Raw genomic sequence first — 17373 nt, forward strand, 5'->3', positions numbered from 1 at the left:
GGTATCGATTAGTGATACGTGAGGCAGGCTCTCATCCGCTGTCCGGCGGTGCGTCCCACTCCGTGCACCCAGTCCGTGCGTCTCAGTCCGCGGAGACGTCGTCAAGGGCTTCCCTGATCTCCCTGGGCAAAACCAGTTCCTCCGCCTGCAGTACGCCGGTGAGCTGCGCGTCGGTCCTGGCGCCGACGATGGCCGCGGCGACGCCCGGTTGGTCGCGGACCCAGGACAGCGCCACCGAGAGGGGCGACACCCCGAGCCCCTCCGCGGCCGTGGTGACCGATTCGACCACCCTGCGGGACCTCTCGTCCAGATAGGGGCGGACGAACTCGGCGAAATGCGGGGTGGCCGCGCGCGAGTCTGCGGGGATCCCGGTGCGGTACTTGCCGGTCAGCACACCCCTGCCGAGTGGCGACCAGGCGAGCAGGCCCGCACCGATGAACTCCGCCGCGGGCAACAGCTCGCGCTCGGCGTCTCTGGCGAGCAGAGAGTACTCCGTCTGCACCGCGACGATCGGGGCGCGGCCGGCACTCCGCTGGGTGACCCCCGCCGCCGCGAGCTGCCAGCCCGCGTAGTTGCACACACCCGCGTAGGCGGCCCGGCCGGAGGCCACGATGGCGTCCATGACGGCCAGGGTCTCGTCCAGCGGGACCTCCGGATCGAAGGCGTGCAACTGCCACAGTTCCACCTCGTCCACCCCGAGCCGGGACAGCGAGGCGTCGACCGCCGCCAGGAGGTGACGCCGGGAGGCGTCGCACGGCCGTCCGGCCTCGGGGGTGAGCACCGCCTTGGTGGCGATCACGACCTCGGAGCGCGGGACCAGATCGCGCAGCAGACGGCCGAGCAGGCGCTCGGAGTCGCCCCCGGAGTAGACGTCGGCGGTGTCGACGAGCGTGCCCCCGGCGTCCACGAACGTGCGAAGCTGCGCCGCGGCCTCCTCCGGGCCGGTGTCGCGTCCCCACGTCATCGTGCCGAGGCCGAGACGCGAGACCGACAGCCCGCTCCGCCCGACATAGCGCTGCTCCATGATCAGGCCAGATTACCGCCAGCGACCCGCCAGCGTGGTAGAGCCCCATGCCCTGATATCGGGGGTCAAGCCCCGGATGTCTCGAAGGTCGATGCGTCTTTTCGGAGTCGGAGAAGCCGCCCGCCGCGTCCGCCGGTGCTCGCGCGGCGGTCGCGGGACCTAGTCTGGAGCCCGTGACGACGCTGCTACTTGTCCGGCACGGCCTGACCGACCTCACCGGTCCGGTCCTCGCCGGCTGGACCCCCGGAGTCCACCTGAGCGAGGCGGGCGCGGCACAGGCCAAGGCCCTCGCCGCGCGGCTGGCCCCGCTGGAGCTCGACGCGATCGTCAGCAGCCCGCTCGTCCGCTGCGCCGAGACCGCCGAGGCGGTCGCGGACGGCAGGCCCGCCGCGCGGATCGAGACCGACGAGCGCTTCGGCGAGTGCCGCTACGGCGAGTGGACCGGACGCCCGCTCAAGGAACTGGCGAAGGACCCGCTCTGGCCGGTCGTGCAGTCCCACCCGAGCGCGGTCACCTTCCCCGGGGGAGAATCCCTTACCGCGGTGCAGCATCGCGCCGTGACCGCGGTGCGCGAGTGGAACGCCCGCCTGGGGCCCCGCGCCGTCTATGTCGTGTGCAGTCACGGTGACGTGATCAAGGCCATCGTGGCCGACGCCCTGGGGCTCCATCTCGACCAGTTCCAGCGGATAACGGCCGATCCGGCGTCCCTGACGGCGATCCGCTACACCCCGCTGCGCCCCTTCGTGCTCCGGCTCAACGACACCGGCGGCGACGTCGCCGCGCTGCGCCCGCCGGCCGAGCCGGAGGGCGAGAACGGGGGAGAAAACTCCACCGCGAGCGACGCCGCTGTCGGCGGCGGCGCCGGAACGACGTAAGGTCGGGCTATGCCGGTCTTCGACTACGACCCACCCGACAGGTTCGTGGCCGGTGCCGTCGGCCAGCCGGGGGCACGCGCCTTCTACCTCCAGGCCCGGGGGGCCGGGAGGCTGACGACCGTCGCGTTGGAGAAGTTCCAGGTGGCGGCGCTCGCCGACCGTCTGGAGGAGCTGCTCGACGAGGTGCTCCGGATGAGCGGCGGCGAGGCCCGGGTGCCCGCCATGGCCCCGGCCGAACTGGCCGACAACGGGCCGCTCGACCTGCCCTTCAGCGAAGACTTCAGGGTGGGCACCATGGCGCTCGCCTGGGATGAGGACTCCGCCCAGGTGGTGATCGAGGCGCAGGAGATCTCCGAAGAGGAGGAGCCCGAGCCCGAGGAGCCCGCGGTGCTCCGGGTGCGCGTCAGCGCCGGCGTCGCGCGGGCCTTCACCAAGCGCGCTCTCGCGGTGGTCGCGGCAGGCCGTCCGCCGTGCCCGCTGTGCGGGCGCCCGCTCGACGCGGACGGCCACATCTGCGTCCGTCTGAATGGTTATCGGGGCAGTCTTCAGGGGGGTGCGTGAGCGAGAGATCCATCGGGGCCCGCGCGCGACGCGGGTTCTCTGTGCCTGGGGGAGCACATGTGCCGATCGGCTTGCGCGCCACGGCGACGCGAGCGGAGGACACGGTATGACCGCCGACGGCGAGCCCGCGGTGAGCGCGGGGCCGGCGGCGCCGGCGATGGACGACGCGACCGCCCTGCGGCTGCTGCGGGAGGGACGCTTAGAGGTCGCCGGACGCCTGGTCGAGGCGAGCAACATGACGCTGTACTGCACCGTGCGGCTCGGTGACCTCAGCGCGGCCTGCGTGTACAAACCGGTACGCGGTGAGCGTCCGCTGTGGGACTTCCCGGACGGCACGCTCGCCGCCCGCGAGGTGGCGGCCTTCGAGGTGTCGGCGGTCACCGGCTGGCGGATCGTCCCGCCCACCGTCTACCGCGACGGGCCGTTCGGCCCTGGCATGTGCCAGCTCTGGGTCGACGCCGACGACGAGGTCGATCTGATCGCGCTGATCCGCAGCCGCCACCCTGGGCTGCGCCGGATGGCCGTCTTCGACGCCGTCGTCAACAACGCCGACCGCAAGGGCGGCCACCTGCTCCCGCTGACCGACGGCCACATCCACGGCGTCGACCACGGGGTCTGCTTCTCCGACGAGGACAAGCTGCGCACGGTGCTGTGGCAGTGGCGTGGCAAGCAACTGCCGCGTGAGGCGGTCAACGTGCTGAACCGGCTCAACCGGGAGCTGGAGAACGGCAGGCTCGGCCGCCGCCTGCGCGAGCTGCTGACGCTCTCCGAGCTGGCCACCACCCAGGCCAGGGTGGCCCGCCTGCTGGAGACCGGAGTCCACCCCAACCCCTCGGAAGACTGGCCCGCCATCCCCTGGCCGCCGATCTGACCCCGCCGCGCCGTCGTTTCCCGCCAGGGCGTAGCCTGCGGAACGCGTGGACGGAAGGGCGCGAATGTGCACGGTTGTGGTGGATTTCGCACCGGATTCGGCGGTGCCGGGGCTGCTGGCGGGGGTCCGCGATGAGTTCGCGGGCCGTCCCTGGGAGCCGCCGGGGGAGCACTGGCCGGGCCGTCCGGGTGTCCTCGGCGGGCTCGACCTGCGGGCCGGCGGCACCTGGCTGGCCGTCGATCCGGCCCGTGACCGGGCCGCGGCCCTGCTGAACGGCCGGGGCCTGCTGGCGGTGGTCGAGACCAGGCGCTCGCGCGGCGACCTGCCGCTGCTGGCCGTCGAGCAGGACGGCATGCCCGACGTCGACCCCACCGCCTACGACCCGTTCCACCTGGTCGTGGCGAACCCCACGGGCGTGCGCCTGTGGCACTGGGACGGCGAGCGCCTGTCGGCCGACGACCTCCCGCCGGGCACCCACGTGATCGTCAACAGCGGCTGGGAGCGCGGCGAGGACAATCGCCGCGTCGCGCACTTCCGCCCCCGCTTCGCCGCCGCCCGGCGGCCCGGACGCCCCGACGCCTCCGACCCGGCCGAGTACTGGGACGAATGGCTGGGGCCCGCCTCGGGCGACGGCCTGGACCCGGGCGACCCCCGCGCCCTGGTGGTGCGCGAGCGGCTGCCCGGCGGCCAGGTGTGGGGCACCTCGTCGATCACCCTCCTGGGCCTCGCCCCGGGGGCCGTGCGCTACGACTTCTCCGACCGGCCGGGCGATCCGGAGGGCTTCCGCCGCGTCCTGCCCAAGCCCTAGCCCTGCCCCGGCGGGCGTCCTGGTTCGCAGGTGGCGGTGGCCGTGCGCGGATTACGCATGAGTAGGCTCGGGGCATGCGATCGTGGTCTGCTCCCAAGATCTCCCGGCTGCCCGGCAATGGAGAGGTCCCGCGCCTCTACGACACCGCGGCCGGGGAGGTCCGCCCCACCAGGCCGGGCGGAACCGCCCGCTTGTACGTCTGCGGCATCACGCCCTACGACGCCACCCACCTTGGCCACGCCAACACCTACCTCGCCTTCGACCTGCTCAACCGGGCATGGCGCGACGCCGGCCACGACGTGCGCTTCGTCGAGAACGTGACCGACGTCGACGACCCGCTGCTCGAACGGGCCGAGCAGACCGGACGGGACTGGCGCGAGCTGGCGGCCGGCGAGATCGACCTGTTCCGCGCCGACATGGAGGCGCTGCGCATCCTGCCGCCGGCCGAGTTCGTCGCGGTCACCGAGATGATCGACGACATCGCGGTCCTGGTCGGACGGCTCCGCGACAAGGGCGCCACCTACGAGCTCGGCGGCGACGTCTACTTCCACGCCGACGCGGCCCCCAAGTTCGGCGCGGTCTCCGGCTACTCGCAGGAGGAGATGCTCGCGCTGTTCGGCGAGCGCGGCGGCGACCCGGAGCGACAGGGCAAGCACAACGCCCTGGACTGGGTGCTGTGGCGCGGCGAACGGCCTGGCGAGCCGGCGTGGGACTCCCCGCTGGGCAGGGGCAGGCCGGGCTGGCACGTCGAGTGCACCGCGATCGCGCTGGCCGAACTGGGCACCGGCTTCGACGTGGCGGGCGGCGGATCCGACCTGATCTTCCCCCACCACGAGATGGGCGCGTCGGAGGGCCATGTGGCGACGGGGGAGTGGCCGTTCGCCAAGGCGTACGTGCACGCCGGGATGATCGCGCTGGACGGCGAGAAGATGTCGAAGTCCAGGGGCAACCTGGTGTTCGTGTCCAAGCTCCGCCAGAGCGCCGACCCGATGGCGATCAGGCTGGCGCTGATGGCCCGCCACTACCGCGCCGACTGGGAGTGGACCGGCGGACGGCTCCTCGCCGCCGAGGAGCGCCTGGCCCGCTGGCGTGAGGCGGTCGCGCTGCCCGCCGGTCCGGCCGCCGCCGGGGTGCTGGCCGAGGTGCGCGCCCGGCTGGCCGACGACCTGGACGCCGCGGGAGCCATGGCGGCCATCGACGCCTGGGCCGCCGCCGCGTCGGCCGGGGACACGTCGGACACCGAGGCGCCCGAACTGGTCCGCGCCATGGCCGACGCCCTCCTCGGCGTCGCCCTGTGACCAGGCGCCCTGTGACCGAGCGCCCTGTGACCGAAGGACACCATGGTCAGGTGGTGGCCAGGAAGCGATCGCGGTCGTCGTCGGGCAGATGGTCGATGAACAGCACGCCGTCCAGGTGATCGGTCTCGTGCTGGAGCACCCGGGCGAGGGTGCCGAGCGCGCGCACGGTGACGGGCTTGCCGTACATATCGCGGCCCCGGGCGGTGGCGGCGTAGGCGCGTTCGAGCGGCCACCACTTGCCGGGGGCCGACAGGCAGGCCTCGTCGGCCACGATCCTGCGCTCGGACAGCTCCAGGCGCGGGTTGACGATGTGCCCGGCCTTGCCGTCGAAGGCGTAGACGACCACCCTGACCGGCTCGCCGAGCTGCGGCGCCGCCAGCCCGGCCCGGCCCGCTCCGGCGCGCAGGGTGGCCTGCAGCCGCTTGACCAGCGCCCGCAGCTCGCGATCGAAGGCGGTGACCGGCTCCGCCGTGCGGCGGAGCACGGGATCGCCGAACAGGCGGATGTGCTGGACGGTCATTCGCAACTCCCCGCGGGTGTCGAGTGGCGCTGTGGCACTGGCAAGCGCTGGCAGGCACGTGATGGCCGTTGACGTTCTCCCCGGGCCGTACGGCCTTCAATCACCCGGGGCGGGCGATGCGTGACGGCGTTACAGGGGTATGGCGGTGGTGTACGCCCGGCGGCTTGTAGCACAGCGGTAACAGAAGAGACTCGACCGTGAAACCGCTTGCGAGGAGCATCGGACCCATGCCGGAGATCTCACTTCCCGTCTCCGCGCCTGTGAGGGCGCGGGGCGTCACACCACACCACGCCAGGGACAGGGGGTGAGCGGGGAGACGGGCGAGACCGCCCCGTACACCGAACGGTCCCTGGAGACCGCCCCGGACGCGCTGGCCGGGTTCACCATCGGCGTCACCGCCAACCGCCGGGTCGAGGAGCTGTGCGCCCTGCTGGAGCGTCGCGGCGCGCGGGTGGTGAGCGCGCCCGCGATCAGGCTGGTGCCGCTCGCCGAGGACTCCGAGCTGCTCGCCGCCACCCGGGCGATGCTGGCCGCCCCCGTGGACGACGTGGTCGTCACGACCGCGGCCGGGTTCCGGGGCTGGATGGCCGCCGCCGACGGCTGGGGGCTCGCCCAGCCGCTCACCGAGCACCTGGGCCGGGCGCGGCTGCTGCCCAGGGGGCCCAAGGCGCTGGGGGCGGTGCGCGGGGCCGGGTTCGGCGACCACTGGACCCCCGACAGCGAGTCCACCGACGAGATCAGGCGGTACCTGCTGGCACAAGATCTCCGGGGACGCAGGATCGCGGTGCAGTTGCACGGGGAGCCGCTGCCCGAGTTCGTGGCGGCGCTGGCCGGGGCGGGCGCGGAGGTCATCGAGGTGCCCGTCTACCGGTGGCTGCCCACCCAGGACCCCGCGCCGCTGCGGCGGCTGATCGCCCAGACGGTCGGGGGCGGGATCGACGCGGTGGCGTTCACCAGCGCTCCGGCCGTCGTGGCCACGCTGGACGCGGCCCGCGCGCAGGGGCAGGAGGACGCCCTGCTCGCCGCCCTCGCGGGGCCGGTGGCGGCTGCCTGCATCGGGCCGGTCACGGCCGGGCCGCTGCTGGCCCGCGGCGTGACCCCGATCCAGCCGGAGCGCTTCAGGCTGGGCGCGCTGGCCCGGCTGCTGGCCGGGCACCTGCCCGTGCACCGCGTCACCCGCCTGCGGGCCGGCGGGCACGATGTGGAGATCCGCGGGCACGCGGTCGCCGTGGACGGCGAGCTGCGCCCGCTGCCGCCCGCCTCGATGGCCGTCCTCAAGCGCCTCGCCTGCCGCCCCGGCCACGTGGCCACCCGCGCCGACCTGCGTTCCGTGCTCCCCGGCGCCATCTCCAGGCACTCCGCCGAGCACGCGGTCGAAATGGCCGTCACCCGCCTCCGCCGTGCCCTGGGCGCCACCGGGATCATCGAGACCGTGGTGAAACGCGGCTACCGCCTGGCCGTTGAAGACGGGGGATGCGGGGGATGAGGGTCAGGCGGGTTGCCGGGCGGCGTCGAGGCGCAGTTCCCGGACGATCTCCTCGGCCGTGTCGTCGCGTGAGAGCGAGGCGTCGGAGCCGGTGAGCATCTCGTAGTAGGCGTGCTGGAAGCAGCCCGCCAGCAGCAGGCGGGCGCTGGCCATGGGGTCGACGTGGGCGGAGACGCGGCCGATGGCCTGCTCGGCGGCGAGGTAGGCGGCCAGCGGGGCGACGTCGGGCATCGGGCCGAGGCCGGTGCCGCGCACGGCCGCGCGGTAACGGACGGTCACCGTGGGTGAGCTGAACGCGGGCAGCGCGGCCGACTGGATCTCCAGGTAGTAGTCGATCCCGGCCCGCGCGATCGGCAGCAGGTTGTCGGCGACGTTGCCCTTGCCGACCAGGTGCGACAGGTCGTGCAGGATGCGCAGCCACACCGGCAGCCGATCCTGCAGCAGGGCCAGGAAGAGATCGACGCGGCCGGGCGCCGCCATCGCCGTGGCGCCGTCACCGTCGGCGCGTTTCATGCTTCCGGCCAGTTCCAGGACGTGGTTGCGGGTCTCCTGGGTGAGTCGTGACCGGTGCGGATCCGGGAAGGGTGTCGCCATGGTTGCCCTAACGTGCGCAGTCACATCGGGTGATTCAGCAGGGCGGTGAGGAGGTCCACCGTCGTTCACACGGCCGCGAGGCGGGATAGGCCAGATGGCGACCCATTATTACCCGAATTCACCAAAAATTGGAGAAATCTGCGGTGCAAGTTTCGCCGGGCCTCTCAGCCCTCGCCGCCGCCTCCGTGGTCACGCCTCCGCAGGTACCGCTCGAACTCGGCGGCGATCGCGTCGCCGCTGGCCTCGGGGAGGTCGGCGGCGTCCTTGCGCTCCTCCAGCTCCCTGACGTATTCGGCCACCTCGCTGTCCTGGGCGGCCAGCTCGTCGACCCCGTGCTCCCAGGCCCGCGCCTCCTCCGGCAGGTCGCCGAGCGGCATCGGGATGTCGAGCAGGTCTTCGGCCCGGCGCAGGAGCGCCAGCGTGGCCTTGGGATTGGGCGGCTGGGCGACGTAGTGGGGGACCGAGGCCCACAGTGAGACGGCCTGCATGCCCGCCGTGCCGAGGGCCTGCTGGAGCACGCCGACGATGCCGGTGGGGCCCTCGTAGCGGGTCAGCTCCAGGTGGATCTGCCTGGCGAGGCCGGGATCGGTGGCGGCGCCCACGATCGGCACCGGCCGGGTGTGGGGGGAGTCGTTGAGCAGCGCGCCCAGCAGCACCGCCAGTTCCACGCCCAGCTCACGGCAGAGCAGGACGATCTCCTCGCAGAACGAGCGCCAGCGCATGTTGGGCTCGATGCCGCGCAGCAGCACGACGTCGCGCTCGACGCCGGGCGGCCTGGCCACGAACAGACGCGTGGTCGGCCAGGTGATGGAGCGGGTGTGGCCCTCGCCGAGCTCGACGATGGGCCTGGTGACCTGGAAGTCGTAGTAGTCCTCGGGGTCGAGCGCGGCCAGCGGCGTGGCCTGCCACGCCTGCTCCAGGTGGCTGAGCGCGCCACTGGACGCCTCTCCGGCGTCGTTCCACCCTTCGAACGCGGCGATCAGCACCGGATCGACGAGCTCGGGGAGCCCTTCGAGCTCGATCACGCGCCGCCTCCTCTCCGCTGTACTGGGCTAAGCCTATGCGTTGGGGGGGACTTTGGTGCCATACAGCGGGCCCAACAGCGGCCCAACAGCGACCTGACGGCGGCCTGGCGCCCGGGCCGGTGCACGGCCCGGTGTGCGAGCCGGTGCGCGGGCCGGAGACGGGCCCTGCCGGGCCTTCGCACCCGGATCAGTCCCCCCGTCCGGATAAATGGTCTGATGCCTGGCATGAGCTAACGCATCGCTCTAGAGCGATCCTCGAAGGGACCACACTAAGCTAAGGCCCATGACAAGCCGACCGTCCCTGCGTGAAGTCATGTCCGAGCGCGTCGTGGTCGCCGACGGGGCGATGGGCACGATGCTCCAGGCCCATGACGTGACCTTGGATGACTTCGAGGGTCATGAGGGCTGCAACGAGGTCCTCAACGTCACCCGCCCCGACATCGTGCGGTCGGTGCACGACGCCTACTTCGAGGTCGGCGTCGACTGCGTGGAGACCAACACCTTCGGGGCCAACCTCGCCGCGCTCGGCGAGTACGGCATCTCCGAGCGGGTCTACGAGCTGTCCGAGGCGGGCGCCCGCCTCGCCCGCGAGCGGGCCGACGCCTGGTCCACCCCCGAGCGCCCGAGGTTCGTCCTCGGTTCGATGGGGCCCGGCACCAAGCTGCCCACCCTGGGCCACGCGCCCTTCGCGGCGCTGCGCGACGCCTACCAGGAGAACGCCGCGGGCCTGATCGCCGGCGGCGCCGACGCCCTCATCATCGAGACCTGCCAGGACCTCCTGCAGGTGAAGGCCGCCGTGATCGGCGCGCGCCGGGCGATCGGCGAGGCCGGCCGAGACATCGTGGTGATCGCCCAGGTGACCATCGAGACCAACGGCGCCATGCTGCTGGGCTCGGAGATCGGCGCCGCGCTCACCGCGATCGAGCCGCTCGGCGCCGACGTGATCGGGCTCAACTGCGCCACCGGCCCCTCCGAGATGAGCGAGCACCTGCGCCACCTGGCCCGCCACAGCCGCCTGGCGCTGTCCTGCATGCCCAACGCCGGGCTGCCACAGCTCACCTCGGACGGCGCCTACTACCCGCTGACGCCGGCCGAGCTGGCCGACGCCCACGAGACCTTCACCCGCGAGTACGGCCTGTCGCTGGTCGGCGGCTGCTGCGGCACCACCCCCGAGCACCTTCGCCAGGTGGTCGAGCGGGTGGGCGGCGCGGCGCCCGTGCAGCGCCGTCCCCGCCCGGAGCCCGGCGCGGCCTCCCTCTACCAGCACGTGCCCTTCCGCCAGGACACCTCCTACCTGGCCATCGGTGAGCGGACCAACGCCAACGGCTCCAAGGCGTTCCGCGAGGCGATGCTCGCCGAGCGCTGGGACGACTGTGTGGAGATCGCCCGCGAGCAGGCCCGCGACGGCGCGCACCTGCTCGACCTGTGCGTCGACTACGTCGGTCGCGACGGCGTCGCCGACATGAAGGAACTGGCGTTCCGCTTCGCCACCGCCTCCACGCTGCCGATCGTGCTCGACTCCACCGAGCCGGGCGTGCTGGAGGCCGGCCTGGAGATGATCGGCGGCCGCGCCGCGATCAACTCGGTCAACTACGAGGACGGCGACGGCCCCGACTCCCGCTTCCAGCGGGTGATGCGCCTGGTCCGCGAGCACGGCGCGGCCGTGGTGGCGCTGACCATCGACGAGGAGGGCCAGGCCCGCTCGGCCGAGTGGAAGGTCCGCGTGGCCACCCGCCTGATCGAGGCGCTGACCCGCGACTGGGGCATGCGCGTCGAAGACATCATCGTGGACTGCCTGACCTTCCCGATCGCCACAGGCCAGGAGGAGACCCGCCGCGACGGCCTGGAGACCATCGAGGCGATCGCCGAGCTGAAGCGCCGCTATCCGGGCGTGCAGACCACCCTCGGCATCTCCAACGTCTCCTTCGGCCTCAACCCGGCCGCGCGGATGGTGCTGAACAGCGTCTTCCTCAACGAGTGCGTCAACGCGGGCCTCGACTCCGCGATCGTGCACGCCTCCAAGATCCTGCCGATGGCCCGCATCCCCGACGACCAGCGTCAGGTCGCGCTCGACCTGGTCTACGACCGGCGCCGGGAGGGCTACGACCCGCTGGCCAAGTTCATGGACCTGTTCGAGGGCGTCGACGTCGCCGCGATGCGCGCGGGCAAGGCGGCCGAGCTGGCCGGCCTGCCGCTGTGGGAGCGGCTCAAGCGCCGGGTGGTCGACGGCGAGCGCAAGGGCCTGGAGGCCGACCTCGACGAGGCGCTGACCCAGCGCCCCGCCCTGGAGATCATCAATGACGTGCTCCTCGACGGCATGAAGACCGTCGGCGAGCTGTTCGGCTCCGGTCAGATGCAGCTCCCGTTCGTGCTCCAGTCCGCCGAGGTGATGAAGACCGCGGTGGCCTACCTGGAGCCCCACATGGAGAAGGTGGACGGCGCGGGCAAGGGCCGCATCGTGCTCGCCACGGTCAAGGGCGACGTCCACGACATCGGCAAGAACCTGGTCGACATCATCCTGTCCAACAACGGCTACGAGGTCGTCAACCTCGGCATCAAGCAGCCGGTGACCGCCATCCTGGAGGCCGCGGAGGACAAGAACGCCGACGTCATCGGCATGTCCGGGCTGCTGGTGAAGTCCACGGTGGTGATGAAGGAGAACCTGGAGGAGATGAACTCCAGGGGCATCTCCGGGCGCTTCCCGGTGCTGCTCGGCGGAGCGGCGCTCACCCGGGCCTACGTCGAGCAGGATCTCGCGGGGCTGTTCGAGGGCGAGGTCCGCTACGCCAGAGACGCCTTCGAGGGCCTGCGGCTGATGGACGCCTTCATGGCCGTCAAGCGCGGTGAGGACGGCGCGCGGCTGCCCGAGCTGCGCACCCGCCGGGTGAAGGCCGGGGCGGTGCTGGACCGCACCCCGCCCGAGGCGATGCCCGCGCGCTCCGACGTCGTCGCCGACAACCCCGTGCCCGTCGCGCCGTTCTTCGGCGACCGGGTGGTCAAGGGCATCTCCCTCAACGAGTACGCGGCGTTCCTGGACGAGCGGGCCACCTTCATGGGCCAGTGGGGCCTGAAGGCCTCCAGGGGCGCCTCAGGGCCGTCCTACGAGGAGCTGGTGGAGACCGAGGGCCGGCCGAGGCTGCGCATGTGGCTCGACCGCCTGCAGACCGAGGGGCTGCTGGAGGCGGCGGTGGCCTACGGCTACTTCCCCTGCGTCAGCGAGGGCGACGACCTGATCATCCTGGACGACGCGGGCAACGAGCGGACCAGGTTCACCTTCCCCCGGCAGCGGCGCGACCGGCACCTGTGCCTGGCCGACTTCTTCCGCTCCCGCGAGTCGGGCGAGGTCGACGTCATCGCCTTCCAGGTGGCCACCATGGGCAACCGGATCGCCGAGGCCACGGCCGAGCTGTTCGCGAAGGACTCCTACCGCGACTACCTGGAGCTGCACGGGCTGTCGGTGCAGCTCACCGAGGCGCTGGCGGAGTACTGGCACGCGCGGGTCCGCTCCGAGCTGGGCATCGGCGGCCAGGAGTCGCTGGACGACATGCTGAAGGTCAACATCCGCGGCTGCCGCTACTCCTTCGGCTACCCGGCATGTCCCAACCTGGAGGACCAGCGGCAGGTCATGGAACTGCTCGACCCCGCGCGGATCGGCGTGACCCTGTCGGAGGAGTTCCAGCTCCACCCCGAGCAGGCGACCTCCGCCCTCGTCGCGCACCACCCGGAGGCCAAGTACTTCAATGTCTGAGTACTTCAATGTCTGATCGCGCCGAGACGCCCGTCCGGGCCGTCTTCTTCGACATGGACGGGCTGCTCGTCGACACCGAGCGGGTGTGGTTCGAGGTCGAGGCCGAGGTGATGAAGCGCCTGGGCGGCTCCTGGAGCCCGGAGGACCAGGAGCGTCTGGTGGGCGGCTCGCTGTCGGCCACGGTCGCCTACATGATCGAGGCCACCGGTTCCGAGGGCGATCCGGCCGAGGTCGCCCGCTGGATGCTCGACGGCATGACCACCAGGCTGCGGTCCGGCGGCGTGGAGCCGATGCCCGGCGCGATGGCCCTGCTGGCCGAGGTGCGCGGGGCGGGCCTGACCACCGCGCTGGTCACCTCCTCGGCGCGGGTGGTGGCCGACGTGTGCCTGGAGTTCGTCGGCAGGGGGTTCTTCGACCACGTGGTGACCGGAGACGACGTCACGCGCGCCAAGCCGGACCCTGAGCCCTACCGGCTGGCCGTGCGCCTGGCGGGGGTGCCCGAGTCGCGCTGCGTGGTGCTGGAGGACTCCCCGAACGGCGTGGCCTCGGGCGCCGCCGCCGGATGCGGGGTCGTCGCGGTGCCGAGCGTGCTGCCGATCCCGCCCGGCCCCGGCCGGATGATCGTGGGCTCGCTCGAGCAGGTGGATCTGGCGCTGCTCGGCCGCCTGGTGGGAGACCCCTAGGCGGCCCTGAACACTCCCTTAGGGGGATGATCCCGGATCAATCCCCCTTGGGTAGGAGAGGCCCGGTCCGTTTCGCGTGCCAGGATGGAAAGCGGAGAAGCCGAGACGAGGGGCGACCGGACATGGATCAGATCGCGTGGTTGCCGTTGTGCGCCGGGCTCACCGGTGTCGGACTGGTGATCAGTTTCCTGCTGCTGCGGCGGAAGGGGGCGGCGGCCGGCCTGCGCGCCACAGCCTGGTCGCTGCTGCCGATGGCGGCGTATCTCACCGGCGCGCTCCCCGTGCTGTGGAACATCGGCTCGTCGGTGGTCGGGTTCGTCACCGGGCTGGTGTTCTCGCCCTCGGTGTGGATCGGCGTGGCGCTGACGGGCCTCGCGGTGGTGCTGTACCTGGTTTCGGGCGTGCTGCGCGGCCGGAATCAGGCCAAGGCGGCTCCGGCGCGGGAGCGGTCGCAGGCACAGGCGGCCCAGGCGCGTCCCGGGGTCACCCCCGCCGCGACGGCCACCCAGCCGCTGCCGACGCGTACGCCGAAGCAAGCGCCCGCCAAGAAGGCCGCCGACGATGACTTCTCCGACATCGAGGACATCCTCAAGCGGCGTGGCATCGGCTGAGCGCACCTTGTAAGACCTTCTGTCAAGGTATTCGCGCGCCTGCGGCTACCGGCTGTGAGCCGGTACGCGGCGCGCGTCTTTTCATGCTCACGATCGGTTACGCTCCGTGGTCGCTGTTGTGGTCCGAGTAAGGGAGGATGTCACCGAATCGCGACAAAACCAGAACGTGTTCTAGACATTCCTTCAAGATCAATACGAATGCGTGTCGCGTGAATCACAGTTGAGCCACATCGCAGGCGAAAGGGGTAGTCAGCGCACTTGGCCGCATACATTCTGCCTTCCGGGGGCCGCGCAACGCGGTTCCGAACCTGGGCGCACACCCGCGCCCACCCGGAATAACGTCGTCTGCGACCCAGGGGGCTGAAGCATGACCGCACCGCTCGACGTCTCGGGCACAGGGCCGGAGGCCCCGCCGGAGTCGGTACTCCAGGGCGCTAGCGGAAAGGCCATCTCGGGCCGGTCGCTCGGACAGATCGCCTGGTCGAGGCTCAAGCGCGACAAGGTCGCCATGGCCGGCGCGGCCACCGTGATCTTCCTCATCCTGATGGCGATCTTCGCGCCCCTCATCGTCGGCCTGCTCGGGCATCCGCCCCAGGAGTTCCACGAGGAGCTGACCGACGCGAACACCGGCGTGCCGCTCGCCCCCTTCGGCGGGATGAGCTGGGAATTCTTGTTCGGCGTCGAGCCCGCCAACGGCCGCGACCTGTTCAGTCGGATCGTGTACGGCGCGCGGATCTCGCTGCTGATCGCCTTCTTCGCCTCACTGCTGTCCGTGGTGATCGGCACACTGCTCGGCGTGGTGGCCGGCTACTTCGGCGGCTGGGTGGACACCGTCATCGGCCGCACGATGGACGTGTTCCTGGCCTTCCCGCTGCTGGTCTTCGCCATCGCGCTGGTGGGCGCGATCCCGGAGAGCGCTTTCGGCCTCACCGGCGACTCGCTGCGCATCGGCCTGCTGATCTTCATCATCGGGTTCTTCAACTGGCCCTACATCGGCCGGATCATCCGCGGGCAGACGCTCTCCCTGCGGGAGCGGGAGTTCGTCGACGCCTCGCGAAGCCTCGGGGCGCGGGCGCCGTACATCATCTTCCGCGAGCTGCTGCCCAACCTGGTGGCGCCGATCCTGATCTACGCGACCCTGCTGATCCCGTCGAACATTCTGTTCGAGTCGGCGCTGTCGTTCCTCGGAGTGGGCGTCAGGCCGCCCACGCCCACGTGGGGCGGCATGCTGGCCGACGCGGTGCGGTACTACACCCTCCCGCACTTCGCGATCTTCCCGGGGATGGCCATCTTCATCACGGTGCTGTCCTTCAACCTGTTCGGCGACGGCCTCCGGGACGCCTTCGACCCGCGAGCCCGTTAGCCCGCAAACCCACCTCGATCCCCGGCTAAATATCCCAACAAAGGGGTGCGAAGTAATGAGAAAAAGATCCGGAGTGGCCGTCGCGGCCATCGGAACCGTGCTGGCGCTGGGCCTATCGGCCTGCGGCGGCGGTGGCGGGAACACACCTCCCGCACAGACGGGTGGCGGATCCGCGGCCGCGGGCGCTGAGGCGTTCAACGCGGCTCTCGGCAAGGTGTTCAACCCGTCGACGGCCAAGGGCGGAACGCTGAAGATGGCCCACGAGGGCACCTGGGACAGCCTTGACCCCGGTGACACCTACTATGGCTACTCGTTCAACTTCGTACGCCTGTACGGCCGCGCCCTGCTGATGTTCAAGTCGGCCCCCGGCAAGGACGGCAACACGCTGGTCCCCGACCTGGCAGAGAGCCTGGGCACGCCCGGCGACGGCGGCAAGACCTGGACCTACAAGCTGCGCAAGGGCGTGAAGTTCGAGGACGGCACGGAGGTCACGTCCAAGGACGTCGCCTACGCCGTGGCACGCTCCTTCGACAAGGAGACGCTCCCGCACGGCCCGGGCTACCTGAACGAGCTGCTCGACTGGCCCAAGGACTACAAGGGCGCCTTCAAGGAGCCCGACAAGGACATCAGCTCGGCGATCGAGACGCCCGACGACCAGACGATCGTCTTCAAGCTCAAGGCGCCGTTCAGCTCCTTCGACTACATCGTGCAGATGCCGATGACGATGCCCGTGCCCAAGGCCAAGGACACCGGCTCGAAGTACCAGGAGCACGTCATCTCCACCGGTCCGTACATGTTCGACACCAACGAGCTGGAGAAGTCGTTCGCGCTCAAGCGCAACCCGAACTGGGATCCGGCCACCGACCCGAACCGCCCGGCGCTGCCGGAGCGCATCGAGGTCCAGCTCAACGCCAACGCCGACGACATCGACAACCGGCTGATCTCCGGTGACCTGCACGTCGCGGTCACCGGCCTGGGCCTCGGCCAGGCCGCGCGCACCCGGGTGCTCAACGACCCGGCGATGAAGAGCCGGACCGACAACCCGCAGCTCCAGCGCCTCTGGTACGTCTCGATCATTCCGGATGTCGCGCCCTTCGACAAGATCGACTGTCGCAAGGCCGTGGAGTGGGCGGCCGACCGCACCTCGATCCAGCGCGCCTACGGCGGGCCCAACGGCGGTGACATCGCCACCGGCATGATTCCGCCGAGCATGGACGGTTCCAAGAAGCTCACCACGTACGCGACCCCCGGTGACAAGGGCGACGTGGAAAAGGCCAAGCAGGCGCTGGCGGCCTGCGGCCAGCCGAACGGCTTCGAGGCCAACATCTCCTACCGCGCCGAGCGCCCCGCCGAGAAGGCGTTCGCCGAGTCGATGCAGCAGTCGCTGGCCAGGGTCGGCATCAAGCTGACCCTCAAGCCGTTCCCGGACGGTGACTACTTCAACCTGTACGCCGGCAAGCCGGCGTACGTGAAGGAGAACAAGCTGGGGCTGGCCGTCAACGGCTGGGGTTCGGACTACCCGGAGACCTTCGGCTTCATGCAGGCCATCGTGGACAGCCGTACCATCCGCGACGCCGGCAACTACAACCTCAGCATCAAGATCCCCGAGGTCGACCAGAACATCGACAAGGTCAAGGCCGAGCAGGACGCGGCGGCCCGCACCGAGCTCTGGTCGCAGATCGACCAGCGGATCGCGGACGAGGCGGTGACCCTGCCGGGCGTGCACGCGCGGTCGATCCTGATGCGCGGCAAGGGCCTGACGAACGTGTTCGTCAGCGACTCCCAGCAGATGTACGACTACGTCGGACTCGGCGTCCAGCAGTAGTGGACCGCCCCTCCAGCAGATAGGCAGGTGAAGGCGACGGCGGCCGCCGCGGGCGATCCCCGGGGCGGCCGCCCTGGCCGG

15 protein-coding genes are annotated in these 17373 nt (G+C 71.2%); 11 read left to right on the forward strand and 4 right to left on the reverse strand.

Annotated features, from left to right (window positions below; translation table 11 throughout):
- Window positions 1–82 precede the first annotated feature (82 nt).
- The gene (locus P3X83_RS14325; protein WP_277305516.1) at window positions 83–1024 is read right to left on the reverse strand and encodes an aldo/keto reductase; all 942 of its coding nucleotides are present in this window, start codon (window positions 1022–1024) and stop codon (window positions 83–85) included.
- 173 nt (window positions 1025–1197) lie between these two features.
- Between P3X83_RS14325 and P3X83_RS14330 the strand changes: the two genes are divergently transcribed.
- The 5 genes from P3X83_RS14330 (at window position 1198) to mshC (ending at window position 5437) form a co-directional block, all read left to right on the forward strand.
- A complete protein-coding gene (locus tag P3X83_RS14330; protein ID WP_277305517.1) occupies window positions 1198–1899 on the forward strand; it encodes an MSMEG_4193 family putative phosphomutase in 702 nt (233 codons plus the stop codon).
- 9 nt (window positions 1900–1908) lie between these two features.
- Window positions 1909–2460 carry a DUF3090 domain-containing protein gene (locus P3X83_RS14335; RefSeq protein ID WP_277305518.1) on the forward strand — a complete coding sequence of 184 codons (552 nt, stop codon included), beginning with the start codon at window positions 1909–1911 and terminating at the stop codon, window positions 2458–2460.
- Between the two features lie 106 nt (window positions 2461–2566).
- Entirely contained in the window at window positions 2567–3331 is a 765-nt protein-coding gene (locus P3X83_RS14340; protein ID WP_277305519.1) for an SCO1664 family protein, read from the forward strand.
- A gap of 64 nt (window positions 3332–3395) precedes the next feature.
- Window positions 3396–4139, forward strand: coding sequence for an NRDE family protein (locus tag P3X83_RS14345; RefSeq protein ID WP_277305520.1), 744 nt, complete (start codon window positions 3396–3398; stop codon window positions 4137–4139).
- 74 nt (window positions 4140–4213) lie between these two features.
- The gene (gene mshC, locus P3X83_RS14350; protein WP_277305521.1) at window positions 4214–5437 is read left to right on the forward strand and encodes a cysteine--1-D-myo-inosityl 2-amino-2-deoxy-alpha-D-glucopyranoside ligase; all 1224 of its coding nucleotides are present in this window, start codon (window positions 4214–4216) and stop codon (window positions 5435–5437) included.
- A gap of 46 nt (window positions 5438–5483) precedes the next feature.
- Here the strand turns inward: mshC and P3X83_RS14355 are convergent, their stop codons facing one another.
- Window positions 5484–5957 (reverse strand): peptide deformylase, encoded by a 474-nt coding sequence (locus P3X83_RS14355; protein ID WP_277305522.1) that lies wholly within the window; start codon window positions 5955–5957, stop codon window positions 5484–5486.
- A gap of 304 nt (window positions 5958–6261) precedes the next feature.
- On the opposite strand from P3X83_RS14355, the gene P3X83_RS14360 reads away from it, so the two are divergent.
- Window positions 6262–7443 (forward strand): uroporphyrinogen-III synthase, encoded by a 1182-nt coding sequence (locus tag P3X83_RS14360; protein WP_277305523.1) that lies wholly within the window; start codon window positions 6262–6264, stop codon window positions 7441–7443.
- 3 nt (window positions 7444–7446) lie between these two features.
- Here the strand turns inward: P3X83_RS14360 and P3X83_RS14365 are convergent, their stop codons facing one another.
- A complete protein-coding gene (locus P3X83_RS14365; RefSeq protein WP_277305524.1) occupies window positions 7447–8037 on the reverse strand; it encodes a hypothetical protein in 591 nt (196 codons plus the stop codon).
- 164 nt (window positions 8038–8201) lie between these two features.
- A complete protein-coding gene (locus P3X83_RS14370) occupies window positions 8202–9062 on the reverse strand; it encodes a PAC2 family protein (protein WP_277305525.1) in 861 nt (286 codons plus the stop codon).
- Between the two features lie 283 nt (window positions 9063–9345).
- On the opposite strand from P3X83_RS14370, the gene metH reads away from it, so the two are divergent.
- The 5 genes from metH to P3X83_RS14395 all read left to right on the forward strand — a co-directional run bounded on the left by metH (window position 9346) and on the right by P3X83_RS14395 (window position 17292).
- Window positions 9346–12810 carry a methionine synthase gene (gene metH / locus P3X83_RS14375; protein ID WP_277305526.1) on the forward strand — a complete coding sequence of 1155 codons (3465 nt, stop codon included), beginning with the start codon at window positions 9346–9348 and terminating at the stop codon, window positions 12808–12810.
- 8 nt (window positions 12811–12818) lie between these two features.
- Window positions 12819–13493, forward strand: a complete 675-nt coding sequence (locus tag P3X83_RS14380; protein WP_277305527.1) for an HAD family phosphatase — start codon at window positions 12819–12821, stop codon at window positions 13491–13493.
- Window positions 13494–13615: 122 nt separating this feature from the next.
- A complete protein-coding gene (locus P3X83_RS14385) occupies window positions 13616–14104 on the forward strand; it encodes a cellulose synthase (RefSeq protein WP_277305528.1) in 489 nt (162 codons plus the stop codon).
- A gap of 367 nt (window positions 14105–14471) precedes the next feature.
- Window positions 14472–15467 (forward strand): ABC transporter permease, encoded by a 996-nt coding sequence (locus P3X83_RS14390; RefSeq protein ID WP_277305529.1) that lies wholly within the window; start codon window positions 14472–14474, stop codon window positions 15465–15467.
- Between the two features lie 55 nt (window positions 15468–15522).
- Window positions 15523–17292: an ABC transporter substrate-binding protein gene (locus P3X83_RS14395; RefSeq protein ID WP_277305530.1), complete on the forward strand. Its 1770-nt coding sequence runs from the start codon at window positions 15523–15525 to the stop codon at window positions 17290–17292.
- Window positions 17293–17373: the final 81 nt, after the last annotated feature.

Source organism: Spongiactinospora sp. TRM90649 (genome assembly GCF_029382225.1).
Taxonomy (GTDB): Bacteria; Actinomycetota; Actinomycetes; order Streptosporangiales; family Streptosporangiaceae; genus Spongiactinospora.